11 protein-coding genes are annotated in these 14605 nt (G+C 43.6%); all 11 read right to left on the minus strand.

The window, feature by feature from the left end:
• Positions 1 to 130 precede the first annotated feature (130 nt).
• The gene (locus QL982_RS12820; protein WP_290190372.1) at positions 131 to 1159 is read right to left on the minus strand and encodes an ornithine cyclodeaminase family protein; all 1029 of its coding nucleotides are present in this window, start codon (positions 1157 to 1159) and stop codon (positions 131 to 133) included.
• 211 nt (positions 1160 to 1370) lie between these two features.
• Positions 1371 to 2657, minus strand: coding sequence for an FAD-binding oxidoreductase (locus QL982_RS12825; protein ID WP_290165980.1), 1287 nt, complete (start codon positions 2655 to 2657; stop codon positions 1371 to 1373).
• Between the two features lie 17 nt (positions 2658 to 2674).
• Positions 2675 to 4132 (minus strand): Na+/H+ antiporter NhaC, encoded by a 1458-nt coding sequence (gene nhaC, locus QL982_RS12830; protein WP_290165982.1) that lies wholly within the window; start codon positions 4130 to 4132, stop codon positions 2675 to 2677.
• A 334-nt stretch (positions 4133 to 4466) separates the two neighbouring features.
• Positions 4467 to 5957 (minus strand): aldehyde dehydrogenase family protein, encoded by a 1491-nt coding sequence (locus tag QL982_RS12835; protein WP_290165298.1) that lies wholly within the window; start codon positions 5955 to 5957, stop codon positions 4467 to 4469.
• Positions 5958 to 6465: 508 nt separating this feature from the next.
• On the minus strand, positions 6466 to 7413 hold the full coding sequence (locus QL982_RS12840) for a LysR substrate-binding domain-containing protein (RefSeq protein WP_290165300.1): 948 nt from the start codon (positions 7411 to 7413) through the stop codon (positions 6466 to 6468).
• A gap of 771 nt (positions 7414 to 8184) precedes the next feature.
• Positions 8185 to 9657, minus strand: coding sequence for a capsule assembly Wzi family protein (locus QL982_RS12845; protein ID WP_290165302.1), 1473 nt, complete (start codon positions 9655 to 9657; stop codon positions 8185 to 8187).
• Positions 9658 to 9710: 53 nt separating this feature from the next.
• Entirely contained in the window at positions 9711 to 10925 is a 1215-nt protein-coding gene (locus tag QL982_RS12850) for a DegT/DnrJ/EryC1/StrS aminotransferase family protein (RefSeq protein ID WP_290165304.1), read from the minus strand.
• A 95-nt stretch (positions 10926 to 11020) separates the two neighbouring features.
• Entirely contained in the window at positions 11021 to 11686 is a 666-nt protein-coding gene (locus QL982_RS12855) for an acetyltransferase (RefSeq protein ID WP_290165306.1), read from the minus strand.
• A complete protein-coding gene (locus QL982_RS12860) occupies positions 11679 to 12296 on the minus strand; it encodes a sugar transferase (RefSeq protein ID WP_290165308.1) in 618 nt (205 codons plus the stop codon). The genes QL982_RS12855 and QL982_RS12860 overlap by 8 nt, the downstream gene beginning before the upstream one ends.
• Positions 12293 to 13510, minus strand: coding sequence for a glycosyltransferase family 4 protein (locus QL982_RS12865; RefSeq protein WP_290165310.1), 1218 nt, complete (start codon positions 13508 to 13510; stop codon positions 12293 to 12295). Before QL982_RS12865 ends, QL982_RS12860 begins: the two co-directional genes overlap by 4 nt.
• Before the next feature lie 425 nt (positions 13511 to 13935).
• A partial coding sequence (locus QL982_RS12870) for a polysaccharide biosynthesis C-terminal domain-containing protein (RefSeq protein ID WP_290190373.1) occupies positions 13936 to 14605 on the minus strand: 670 nt, incomplete at its 5' end.

Below are 14605 nucleotides of genomic sequence, written 5' to 3' on the forward strand. Positions count from 1 at the left end.
CAAACAAGGAAAATAGTGCAGATAATATCGAGATATTGACCAACTATTTGACGATGTTTGGCAAAATTTAGCTGTTTGTAGCCCATTTAGAGGACACTCGTTTGAAATGAGGACACGCCCTAGCTACTCTTTATAACTCAACAAACTGACCCAGACTTTCTGTCTTGGCTTTTTGCGCAATTTTTAAGGCGACTGCCGCATCAAAGCTGGCTGCACCAACTGACTTAAACAGCGTCATACCCTTATCTTCATTCAAATCAATGTTAACTTTTTTATTGACCAGATCACTTAACGTACCTGTTAGCATATCCCATGTCCACGTACAATCCATGGCATTATGAGCTTGTATTAAATCGCCCGCTTCATGCAAGCCCCCTTCAGCATCGTCAATAATGACAGAAGTACAAGTCTCTATCACCGAGTTACTAACTTCCTTCATCGTTGCTTGATAAGCACCCACTGCATTGATATGAACATCTGACTTTATCTGTGAAGCGTCGAACAATCCTGTCGTCGCTCGTGTTGCCAGATTGATAATATCGGCATCTTTGATAGCCTCTGCAATGTTTTCGCTGACCTTAAAATCAACTTGCCATTGTGGATACGCTTGCCTAAATTTCTCTTGAAACTTATGAGCGATCTGAGATGTTCTGTTCCAAATGTTTACCTGCTTGATATTTGGACGTACAGTGAGTATGGCATTGAGCTGCTCATACGCCATCCCTCCCGTCCCTACTACCGCCACTACACGACTGTCTTTATTTGCCAAATACTTAGTGGCTATCCCAGATAATGCTGCTGTTCGCACTTGGGTGATGTATATGCCATCCAAAAAAGCGAGCATCTCCCCTGTCGCATTGTCTGACACTGTGATCGTTGCCATCGTTGTTGGCTTATCACGCTTAGGATTGTCTGGGCAGATAGTCACCAGTTTGACCACTGCATACTCATTGTTACCATCAAAAACCACTGATGGCATTGATAGATGTGAGCCAGATGTATTGGCATCACTGTCCTTAAAAGTAGGAATAACTAGGCGCTCAGGTGTCTTAATCCACGTTGGATGCTCACCTTGCATTTTTAGTAGGTCTTCTATGGCATTGATGGCCATCGACATCGTAAGTTGTTTTTTTACTGTATTAATATCTAAAATTTGCATCACTACTCCTAAATTACTCTGTAATTTTATTATTCCTGATCTATAAGGATATAAGTCAGACGATCACCCAATCAAAGCTTAGACCAATATTATAGTGTGTTTGATATTCACAAACACACTATAGTTAAATCAAAACCCTTTCGTTGTTTTTCAGGCACTATTGGTTTTTATATCAGCAATGAGGCCACTTGCCTCGACAGAAACCCGTAAACTATCTGACAATTTTTAGGCATTGACCAGCATGGTATAAGGTCAGTCCCAGTTCAGTAAACCCAGATTTTAGTCCTCTAAAAGACACTTTCGCGGTGTCCATGGTTTTAAATGGCAAGGGTATGCTCTCTCTATTACCTGTCAGTATATAGTCTGCAAAACATTTACCCATTAACGTGCCAGTGGTAATGCCGCGGCCGTTATAAGCCGTTGCGGTCAACAAGCCTTCATCTGGCTCCATCACTCGAAAGATATGATCTTGCGTAAAGCCAAAGCTACCGCACCATTCGTATTGCCACTTAAATGCTGGCAAATCTGGATAGTAGCTTTTTTGCACAGTATTTGCCCATGCTTGATAAAAGGATTTCGGTTTCAGCTGCGTACCACCGACTGTTCCCAATAATAAGCGATCGTCGTCATCACGACGAAAACTAGATAAGGCCAAACGTGTATCCCATGCACCGGTTCTGTATGGCAAAATACGATCTGCCGCTTCCCCACTAAGTGGTTCAGATGCAATCTGATAGTAATCAACCAGATAGAATGTTTTAGAAATTTCCGCCCATTCGCCTTCGGTATAAGCGTTGGTCGCAATAATGATACGGTCAGATTTAACATGAGCCTTAGAGGTTTTTGTATACCAATGTCCGTCCGCCTTTTCGATCACCTCAACGGCAGAATGCTCATAAATCGTCACACCTAAGTCTGTCGCTACCTTGGCCAAACCTCTTGCATAAGCCAGCGGATTTATGGTGCCCGCTCGATGATCCAGCAGCGCTTTGTTGATACTCGTGGTGCCACAATATTCGTGACATTTGCGCCCAGTTAACACATCTACATTCGCACCACGGCGGCTCAGCTGCTCATATCTGATATCGACATCAGCCTCACCTTTAGCGTTATGTGCCATATGAATATTACCAGCATGCGTCGCTTGCACCTCAATATGATAGCGTTCAATCAAGTCAAACACTAAGCTTGGTGCTTGCCCAAGCGCTGCAGTCAGACGCTCGCCTGCCACTTCGCCTAAAGCAATATTTAAGTCGTCAGGACGCGCCCACGTTCCTGCATTCACGAGCCCTACGCTTTTTCCTGAACCGCCACTACCAATTTTCTGGCTCTCCAATAAAACAACCTTGACGCCTTTTTCGGCCAAATGAATCGCAGCTGACAATCCTGTATAACCGCCTCCAATGATGCAAATAGTGGCTTGTATATCACTACTCATCTGACTATAAGTGTCCATACTAGGTGCCGTCATGTTCCATAAACATTGTTCTTGCAACATATCACACTCCTTATATATCACACTTCATTGACTGAAGTAGCGGTGTCGAGGTTTTCTACCGTGGGCGCTTCACGGGGTATAAATTTGTCAAAAAACGCCCATAACAAGCCAAATAAAGGCGATAACCAACAGGCAAAAGCAAAGGGTGCATAGGTCAACGTTGCTATACCCAGTGTCGCTGCGACGAAGCTACCACCCATATTCCATGGAATAAGCGGCGATAAGAGCGTACCCGCATCTTCGATAGAGCGAGTCAACGTCGTACGCTTATAGCCCATTTCTTTATACTTATCTTGCAATAAGCGCCCTGGCAAAACACAAGTGGTATAAACGTCACCAATGAGTGTACCCACACTGAGGACACTACCGTACGTCGTAAAAATCAAGCCTAGACGCGATTTTACGAACAGATTAATCTTCGCCATAATGGCTTTGAGTGTGCCGTAGTGTTCAAGCGCACCAATAAAACCTAACGCAAAGATGGTCAAGCTGATAACCCATGTCATCGACATGACACCACCTTTTGACAGTAGCTGATCAACAACCTCAAAACCTGTCTCACTGACAAAGCCATTTTGCAGGACATTAAAGACCTCACTCACACCAACGCCTTGCATAAACACAGCGATGACAGAGCCTACAAACACACCAGTCAATACGGTTGGTATGGCAGGCATTTTCATGACAGCTGCTGCCACCACGACGATGGCGGGTAACAAGGTAATGATACTGAGGTTGTAGTTGGCAGCTAAGTTGTCTTGTAGCGATTGGATAGAAGATAAATCAATACTGTCATCGCCATAACTCATACCAATCCATGCATAGAGAGCCAAAGCTGTCAGCATCGCGGGGACGGTCGTGGGTAACATACCTTTGATATGATCCCAAAGGTCGACCCCTGCGGCGGCAGGAGTCAGGTTGGTAGTATCTGATAGCGGTGACATTTTGTCCCCAAAAAAAGCACCAGAGACGATAGCGCCCCCCGTAAAATGGGCGGGAATGCCAAGCCCCATGCCGATTCCCATCATCGCAAGACCGACCGTGCCCACGGTACCCCACGAGGTGCCAGTCGCAACGGAGATAATGGCGCAAATAATACAGACAGAAAATAAAAACGAGGAAGGAGAAAAAATACTAAAGCCATAATACAGAATGGTCGGCACTGTCCCTGCAATAATCCATGAACCAATGAGCATCCCCACGCCCATCAGGATTATCATCGCAGGCAAGCCAATTTTGATGACTTTTAAAAATCGCTCTTCCATACCTTGCCAATGACGGCCACGCAGCTTCATGAATAAGCCTGTGATCAAAATGCCACAAGCCAAGGGTATATGAGGGGTAAAGTCTTTGAATACGAAGAACTGTACCATGAGAATCATGGCCGTCAGTACCAGTGGGGCAATATCAAGTAAAAAGCTAGCAGATGGGCCATAGCCATCAATATCAGGGTCATGCGGTTTATTATCAATCATGACGGTCCTACCTTCCTTAGTAGTAATCAATAGTCATCACAACCTAATCTGTGGTTGCTTATTGCTGCTAAAAACAAAGCCCTTCTTGCCGCTGCTAAGCATATTCTATCTATGCTTAGCAGCGGCCAATTGGTTAATATTCAAAAAAAACATCGATTTTTATTAGGGCGTGTCCTCATTTTAAAAATGGTGATAAAAATGAGATAAATCGCAGTCAAACAAGGAAAATAGCGCAGATAATATCGAGATATTAGTCAGCTATTTGACGCCGTTTGACAAGATTTAGCCATTTTTAACCCATTTAGATAACTATCGATTGAATTGAGGACACGCCCTAGCCAAAACTAATGCCTTGCGCGAGGGGTAACTCTTTTGAGTAATTGATGGTATTGGTCTGACGGCGCATATAGGCTTTCCACGCATCCGAACCTGACTCGCGACCACCGCCTGTTTCTTTTTCGCCACCAAACGCACCACCAATCTCAGCGCCGCTGGTTCCAATGTTGACGTTGGCAATCCCGCAATCACTACCGCGATCGCTCAAAAAGGTTTCAGCTTCACGAAGATCATTGGTAAATACACATGAAGACAAGCCTTGAGGCACATCGTTTTGCATCTCGATAGCGTCATCGAATGTCTGATAGGTCATCACATATAAAATGGGCGCAAAGGTCTCATTTCTGGCAACGTCATTTTGTTCATCAAACTCCACAATGGCAGGTGTTACATAGTATGCATTAGGATATCTATCTGCGAGTACACGCTCGCCGCCTGTAACCGTACCACCCGCTTCTCTTGCCTTTTTTAAGGCATCTTGCATGCTATTAAAACTGTCTTCATCAATCAGTGGGCCGACCAAATTACCCTCTAATGGATGACCAATAGTGACAGTTTCATAAGCCGATTTGATACGAGGCAACATATCGTCTTTGATAGACTCATGCACAAATAAACGGCGTAACGTAGTACAGCGCTGACCAGCTGTACCAACGGCCGAAAACAAAATCCCGCGTAACGCCAAATCCAGATCAGCACTTGGCGCCAAGATCATGGCATTATTACCACCAAGCTCAAGCAAGCATCTACCAAAACGATTGGCAACCTTTGGCCCGACTGCTCTCCCCATACGCGTGCTGCCCGTTGCACTGACTAAAGCAACCTCTTTATGCTCAACCAAAGCATTGCCAATATCTGTCTTGCCTAACAGTACTTGAGACAAATGCTGTGGTACATCGCCAAATTTAGCTAAGGCTTTTTCGAACATGGCCTGACAGGCTAACGCTACCAAAGGCGCTTTTTCTGATGGTTTCCAGACCACAGGGTTGCCACAGACAATGGCTAGCGCTGTATTCCAAGACCACACCGCGACTGGGAAATTAAAAGCAGAGATTACGCCAATCACACCTAGCGGATGCCACGTCTCACGCATGTGATGGCCTGGGCGTTCTGATGCAATGGTCAAACCATATATCTGACGTGAAACCCCAACCGCGAAGTCGCAAATATCAATCATCTCTTGTACTTCACCGAGGCCTTCTTCTTTAATCTTGCCAGCCTCAAAAGACACCAGCATCCCCAAGTCTTCTTTATGCTCACGTAGCACTTCACCCAACAAGCGAACGAGCTCACCACGTCTTGGGGCAGGTACAGTACGCCACTCCTTGAATGCCTTTTTGGCATTGGCAATACTGGTATCAACAGCATCCATACTGTCTAAGGTGATTTTGCCAATGACAGAACCATCAATGGGGCTATTAACGTCAAAATTGCCATTTTGATAGTGTTCTTCTTTGACACCCATAGCGGACATATACTGCTTAATCATAATGAATCCTTTTATATTGATTTAAACTTCCTTGAAAGCTTTATTACGTTAACGTGCAAAAAGCGAAGTTGCAAAATAATTAATTTCTTACTAGCATTACTTTTTGGAATAACGCCTAGACACTACTCAGTGGCATCAAACTCTCTTTAAAGCTAGGGCTTGCAGCGTTTTATAAGATTCAAGCACATCACCTAAATGAGCCGCTAGCATATAATCGATACTAGGGCGTGGCCTCAATGAAATGGATACACGCCCTTATGAAACGTGACTGTATATAGTCAGTCCACTATAAAATAGTGGCAGCGTTACCCTCGCTTACTGGCATAAAAAAACCAGCATAAAGCTGGCTCGTTTGGGTCTCTACTGCTAGGGCGTGCCTTTATCTCAAGAATGGTGATAAAAATGAGATAAATTGCCGTCAAATAAGAAAAATGGCTGGTTAATATCGGAATATCAACCAGCCATTTTTTGAAAACATGCCCTAGCAATAGAGTGATGGTTTTTTAGCTTACCATATAAATCCTAAGTCTCTCTCCTGCTCATTTGACGTTTCAAGGTACGCTGATATCCATTCTAAAACAGCCTTTATCTTATGCGAACTGCCCAAGGATAAAGGGTAAGACAGGTAATAGGCTCCCCTGCCTTTTGCCGCATAATGCCATGCGGTTACCAGCGCGCCTGATTGCAACTCTGGCGCCACTAAGCGCAATGGGACTAATGCGATACCGTATCCGAGCAACGCTGCAGAAATGGTCGTGTGAAAAGCATCAAAACGCGGACCCACAAAGGTGCCATCAATACTAATATTTTGCTGTTTGAAATACTCATACCATGCGCTTGGACGCGAGCTGAGCTGTAGCAAGGTGCAGTTATCTATGTGATTTGTACATGGCGATTTTTCTATCAAATATTCAGGATGACAAACCGCCACATTATATTCATCAAAAAGCTTTATCGACTCCATGCCGCCCCAAATACCATCTCCATATAAAAAAGCAATGTCGACATTTTGATCTTCAACAAAAAACGGCCCAGTCAGCCCTTTAATATCTAAGTTGAGCAGCGGATATGCTTGACCAAACCCATTGAGTGCTGGCATCAACCAACGAGAGCAAAAGGTTGGGTGAGCAACAACTTTAAGTAGCTCTGAGTTGTCACTATTTGACATCAAATCGGTGGTCGCGGTCTCAATATGCTTGAGAATATCTAGCACTTCAAGATAGTAAGTCCTACCAGCAGGCGTTAAGGAGATTCGATGCGGGGTACGATAAAAAAGCGAGAGGTTCAACATCTCCTCTAGCTGAGCCACTTGCTTGCTAATCGCACTTTGAGTCATATGCATTTCTAGCGCCGCATTGGTAAAGCTTAAGTGCCGAGCAGCCGTTTCAAAACACTGTAGAGCCGTTGTCGAGGGGTATCTTCTAAAAGCCAGTGGGGTTTTAATCTCAGTTTTCATAAGTGCTTCATGCTTGCCTGTCATATAAAGTGAATTAAAGACATGCCCTAGGGCTTGTTTGATATTCGACCATAGTACGGACAGAGATTATTGTTTGGACAACTCAATGTTAAAGATAGTAATCTTAGGGTGTGTCCTCATTTCACAAGTGGTGATAAAAATGAGATAAATTGCCGTCAAACGAGAAAAATAGCGTAGATAATATCGAGATATTGACCAGCTATTTGACGATGTTTGGCAAAATTTAGCCATTTTTAGCCCAGTTAGATGACTTATTGTTTGAATTGAGGACATGCCCTAGTCATTCTAAGCATCTATTGTGAATATTGAAAGGACAAAAAAGGCGTTCTGACACCGATTGTTACTATCGGAGCTGAGGAGGTTTTTTATGGTGAAGTCGAACTCGAAGAATGTTACTTTGGCAAGGCACCCAATTTATAGAGGATTGACCATAGCTATCGGATGGAGTTCGAAAAACTCATCTCAGTAGAACCCTATTCTTTTTAAAATGGATGGGCTATATAGTCGATTCTAAATAAAACAAATACATTCTATTGCAATGCTGAACTGGTATAAATTTTTCTGGCTTGCTGTGCCTTTGCAGACAGAGGCTGCGAAAAATTCATTCCAGCCCTACTGTATCGTTTTTATACTGAGGATGTGCCACCTGTGTTTAAAATCAAACAGCGGGTTAATATTGAGGTATTAACCCGCTGTTTTTTCGTTTGACGATGATGCTAAGCACTATAATATTTGGACATTCAACAGACCCTAATAGGTCGCTAGCTCAATACCAATTCCTGCGCCGATATCGCTTGAGTGATTATCCGAATCGACTGCCCACAGTCTAGTGGTCACTTTTGTCAAAGGCTGCAACTGATGTTCCCACGAGACATCAATAGCGGTCAGCTTGTCCGTCGTTGGAAACGCTTGGTTATCCGCCTCCCCAGTGCGACGGTCCAACTCTCCTGATTGATTGACCTTAGCATGCTGTAGCTTTGCATGGATAAAATTACGTCCATCGAGCCATAATCGACCGCCGACCGCGACACTCTCAGCATCACCACCAAGCGCATAGCCGAGTGGATAGCCTTGCTGATAGTAGCCATCGGTGTAGTTAGAATGGTCATAAGAGACACCCCGAACTTCGCCACTAGTACGGGTATCTGTGTACTCAGCATAGAGCTGATAAGGTTTGCCCATCGCCGCAGAAGCATAGTCCACACCTGCCAAATACATATTTTTCGCTGGTAAGCCGCCTGCTTCATCTTCGCCGATATATTGACCGTAAACGCTCGCCGGCACGTTGATTAGTGAGGCAAGCTGAACTTTGGCGTCGAAACCGCCCAGTTGATTCGCTGGATCACCGCCTTCACGACCACCATTATCTTTGGTACCTAAAACAGCATCACCAAATGAGCCAATGCTATCTGGACGACCTTCTCCGCCCCACATAAAGGTACGAGAAGCACCAACCTCTAACCAAGGCAATGGGCTGGCTGCTAGACGCGCGCCAAATAGCTTGGCATCTGGAACCGCTTCATAGTCATCCAATTGACCAGCAAACAGCTGATACTGCCAAGGACCGACCCAATTTAAATATTTATAATTCGGTGCGGTTTGCGTATCACGCTGCATGGTAAAGCCGGTGACCGGAATACTGGCATCGCCGCGAATGAGACTGCCATCATGCCCAGGTCCCCACCATGCTGGAATTTTACCAGCGATTAACCACTGATTGGCCGCCATACCAGCAATATAAGAGCCTTCAAAACTGACGTCTGAGTCGTCATCAATGAGCTCGTTATTTTTTAGATTGGCCTGCAAATTAAATTCCCAATTGGCTTCGCTCAATCCTACGGCGACACTCACCTGTTGTTCTGCCAGATTGGCATCGCCAAAATGCTGTGGCAGCTGCTGACGATCGGTCTGTAGCGATAGTTTGCCAGAGGCCTTAACTAAAGAGTCGCGATCCTGACTTAGCCGTGTCTGTATCGACTGCACAACTTGCTGCTGTGCCGCAGTGGTCAGTTGAGCGCCTTGTAATCCGCGTTCGATCTCATTAGCACTTAGTGGCCAAGTGCTGGTACTGATCTGGGTCACGCCTTGGGTATTCAGCCAGTCAATATCTGCTTTGAGACGTAAGTCATTCATATAGAGGTTTTGTGCAGAGGCCGTCGTTGTCAGCATTGGCACTATCGCTACGATACTCGCACTTAACACCGTTAATAATTTTTTATTCATAAAGGTCTGCTTCTATAGCGAAAGTTGGTAAATGAGAGTGAGGCAATATGTATCTATGATACTTGATCAGCATCAGTCATTTTAGCAAATATTTGATCGATGGCCTGAACCGTTTGCACAATTTCTGCTTGAGTCAACGTCGGATGCACCAAAAACATCAAACTGGTCTCTCCCAGCTGCTTTGCTATTGGCAATCTGGTCTGTGGACGCAAACCCGTATTATCGAAGGCCTTTTCTAAATAAACTTCAGAGGCTGATCCCGAAAAACACGGCACCGCTAGCGCATTGATCTCAGCGATGATCCGATCACGCGACCATCCTTGTGGCAAATGCTCTGGCTGCACATAAACATAGAGCTTGTAGTAAGCGTGAGTGCAGTCAGCAAATGCTGGCAGTGCTTCTATTCTAGGCACTGATAGATAACCGCTCTCCACCCATTGCTCACAGGCAGCCAATATGGCCTGTGCATTGGCAGTACGCTTGGCTGTCCAATCATTCATTCTCTCTAACTGAATACGCCCAATCACTGCTTGCATCTCGGTCATGCGCCAATTGGTACCAAAGCTTTCATGTAACCAGCGATAGCCTGGTGGATGCTCGGTCTCATAGACGGCAGCATAGCTTTTGCCATGATCTTTATAAGCCCACATTTTGCGCCACAGCTGCTCGTCATTGGTCGTGACCATGCCACCTTCACCACCCGTGGTCATGATTTTGTCCTGACAAAAACTCCAAGCCCCAATATGACCAATACTACCAACGCTACGACCTTTATACTGGCTACCATGTGCTTGAGCACAGTCTTCTATCACGTAGAGGTTGTGTTGCTCTGCTAGCGCCATGATGCCATCCATGTCACACGGCCAACCAGCCAGATGTACACAAACGATGGCTTTGGTCTTTGCGGTCAATACGGCAGCAATTGTCTCGGGTGTGATGTTGCCAGTATCAGCATCGACATCAGCGAAGACAGGCGTGGCCCCCACATTGACAACAGAGGAAATACTGGCGATAAAGGTGCGCGGGGTGACGATAACGTCATCGCCTGCGCCAATATCAAGCGCTTGTAAGGCAACGTCTAAGGCTAGCGTGCCATTACCCATAGCAATCGCGTATTTGCTATCTGCCCACTCGGCAAATTCACGCTCAAATTGACGACCCTCGGTTCCAGTCCAATAGTTGACTTTGTTAGATAACAAGACTTGGCTGACGGCATCGGCCTCAACTTGAGTGAAACTGGGCCAAGGTGAAAAATTGGTGTTTAGCATAAGGGTCTCACTGTGTACTTGATGTGTGGGCTTGATGATGGATAGTCTTTTATCATGGCTTATAAGATTTGTAGCAAACAGCGCTCAATGGCGGCTCATTTATTCAAGGGTCTAGCAGGATTGCCGATGACCACTGCGCCAGCTGGCACGTCTTTAGTCACGACTGCGCCCATACCGACGATAGCACCTTTACCAATGATTAATGGTTTATCTGGCGTGCCTTGCTTAATGACTGCACCAGCACCGATATACGCGTGATCATGAATATGGATATTGCCGTTGCAGCTAACTCTAGGGGCAAAGGTGACATAATCACCGATAATACAATCGTGCTCGACATAGCTATATAAATTAGCATGGAAGCATTTACCAATCGTCACGTTGGCAGCTAAGGTCACAAACGGACTAAGCGCACCGCCGCTATCTATACAGACACTGTCCATCACTAAAGTGCGCTCTGACTGCACATGCCACAAGGCGATGCCGTCATTCGTTAGTTTATCGGCAAGCTGCTGTCTCACTTGACTATTAGCAATGGCGATCAGTACTGACTTATTAACAGGTTGCAAGTCGATAAAGCGTTGGTAATTCATCGCTACGTGACCGTTAACTTTGGTGTCTACCGTTAAGGCATCATCTATAAAGACCAGCTGCTTTGCGTCATAATCATCACCGTACAGTCGCTGTAATTGCTCAACAGCTACTGGCATCAAGCTACGGCCACAGCCAGATGCGCCATAGACAGCAAATACGTTATTCATGGCCACCTTCTAATGGATTACTGCTACCCGTAAATTTACTCATGGTGGCTTCACCATCAGCGCTGATACCATCTTTTATCAGCACTTTTTTGACCGTTTTGAAAAGTATTTTTATATCCAACCAAAGCGATTGGTTGTCTACATACCAAGTGTCTAGTTCAAACTTTTTATCCCAGCCAATGGCATTTCTGCCATTCACTTGGGCATAGCCCGTGATACCAGGACGCAGCTGATGACGACGCGACTGCTCCTCACTATATAGCGGCAGGTATTCCATCAATAACGGTCGCGGCCCTACTAGGCTCATATCACCTTTTAGCACGTTCCATAGCTCTGGCAATTCATCAAGGCTAGTATTGCGTAGCGTTTGACCAAAAGAGGTTAAGCGCTCGCTGTCTGGTAGAGGATTACCCTGCTCGTCTGTGGCATCCTTCATGGTACGGAATTTAATCATCTCAAACGGTTTGCCATCTAGTCCAGGGCGCGTTTGACGAAACAGTACAGGCGAACCTAGGTTTTTACTGACTTTGTAAGCGGTGATCGCATATACGGGAGATAACACGACTAAAGCGCTAGTCGCAGCAGTGATGTCGAATAGGCGTTTTATCATGATTTAACTCCTGTTACCCAATCATTAAATTTTTGAGAAAGCAAAGCTCGATCAAACTTACGTTTGGCTAGCTCTTGAGCATTTTTACCCATAATTTTTAGTGATTCTCGATCAGAAGCAGCTTTCTCTAACGCATTTGCAAAGTCTTCAGGGCTCTCTGGTGTTACTGTAAATCCGCATTTTTCATCGGTAATTAAATCCGATAACCATCCTGGATAGTTATTTAGAACAGGTAAACCTGCAGCTATATAATCGAAAAACTTATTAGGCGATGTTCCATAATAAAATGCTGGAATATTGGCTAACGTCTGTAAACCTATATCAGCACTTGCCATAAGTCCTGCTAATTTATCTTTATCGACTGGATCATGAAATATTAAGTTATTTAGCTTTAATTCTGTAGCTCGTTGTTGTAATGCTTCTTTTTTCATTCCGTTGCCAATCAGAACTATCTTAATATCTTTTATTGCTCTATTACTCAACTCCAAAGCGGCATCAATAACAGCATCCAACCCATTCGCTAATCCATGTGTGCCAGTAAAAATAGCCATTAGATCTGTTTTTTCTATACCTTCAGGGCGCCATGCTACTGGTTGACTCGCGAAGATATCCAGGTCACAACCATTAGGTATAATAGTGACTTTATCTCTCTTAATACCGCGACTGACGATACCATCCACAATACCAGGAGACAGTCCAATCAGACGATCTGCTGAATGATAAGACACCCACTCTAGTACAGACATCAACCAAAGTATAATAGGATTTTTTATCACACCCATTGCCTTTGGCAATTCTGGCCACAAGTCTCTCACTTCAAATACAAATGGCTTCTTACGTAGCCACTTTGCAACGATACCAGGAATAGAAGCAGTTAGAGGTGTAGTAGTGGCAAAGATTACGTCATATTTTTCGGTCATAGCCACTTTGACAGACTTATAGGCAAAGCTTAAAAATAACGATACACGCTGTGCAAAGGTAGAGTTATTTGAATAAGACAATTCAAACTCTATAATATCAATACCCTCTACTTCTCCTCGGCGCATACCATTAACGAAGGAACTGGTCAGTCCTGTTTGACCGTTACCAAACGATCCACAAACCATTGTGACTTGATGGCCGTTTTTGATCAGTGACTGCGCCATGGCATAAGAGCGTATACCTGCTGCCCCTTTAGGAGTAGAGAAATGCTGATGAAAGTAAAGTATTTTCATGTGATATCTTTAATAGTTGTAAGGATGGTAGAGGATTCAGTTGCTATAATTTCAAAGACAGGCAAAGTTGTTTTTTGATAATAATATCTTGACTCTTCCCCTTCAACAATACGAAGCGTAAGAGAGCTTTTAGAGTATATCTCTATAGAAATTTTACCGTTGCTTAAAACATTATCTTTCAATATCCATTGGTCTATAGTCAGTCCTAAATAAAATGAACATAAATATTATAACGGACTACTTGTATAAATTTTCCTTGCTTACTGTACGCTTCGCACTCCAGAGGCTTCGAAAAATTGATACCAGTAACACTGTGTTTATTTTGTAGTGGATCGACTATAGTATTAAACGCCAATACAATACAACATAGTTTTTAAAACCTTGCATATCATCTTTGACTACTATCTGTTTCTTTCGAATTTTTATCAAACTGTTATTTCTCTTCTTAACTTTACAGTATATATAATAGAGATTATTGAGTATGATAAGAAAGATATTAAGGTTGCAACTGCTGCTGCAACCATACCGTAAGATGGTATAAGTAGCAGGTTGGCTACAAGGCCAATAACCATTGAAAATATTGAGATTTTTGCAACCAATGATGTTTTATCGTAAGCACTTAAAATAGGGGTAGTAACCTGATAACCAATCCTCAAGGCAAATGCACTAAAAATAATAAAAAACACCAATATAAAAGTTGGCGGTAGTCCAAAAACATCCTGGTTTGAAAAATATAAATAAACTCCAAGTACAAGAATAACCAAAGACATAATCATGAAAACGTAAACTGCTTTTAGTATTAGATGTAGCCGCTTAAACAGTATAAATTCTTTATTTTTTATTACATATGGCATCCATAATAACATCAGACTGTCAATAAATAGACCCAGTGAGGATCCAAATAAATATGCTTTGCCATAAACACCAACGGTATCAATATCCAAATAATACTTCAGAATATATTTATCAGATACATTATTAACCAATGACATAATCTGAGTAATAAATAAAGGAAAAGTATACCAAAATATTTTTTTTGTATTTAAAACTGATTCAAGATCTTTAGTAGGATTTAATACTTTATCATTAGAGAGT

The sequence above is a fragment of the Psychrobacter sp. 5A.1 genome (genome assembly GCF_030407455.1).
In the GTDB taxonomy this organism is placed as follows: domain Bacteria; phylum Pseudomonadota; class Gammaproteobacteria; order Pseudomonadales; family Moraxellaceae; genus Psychrobacter.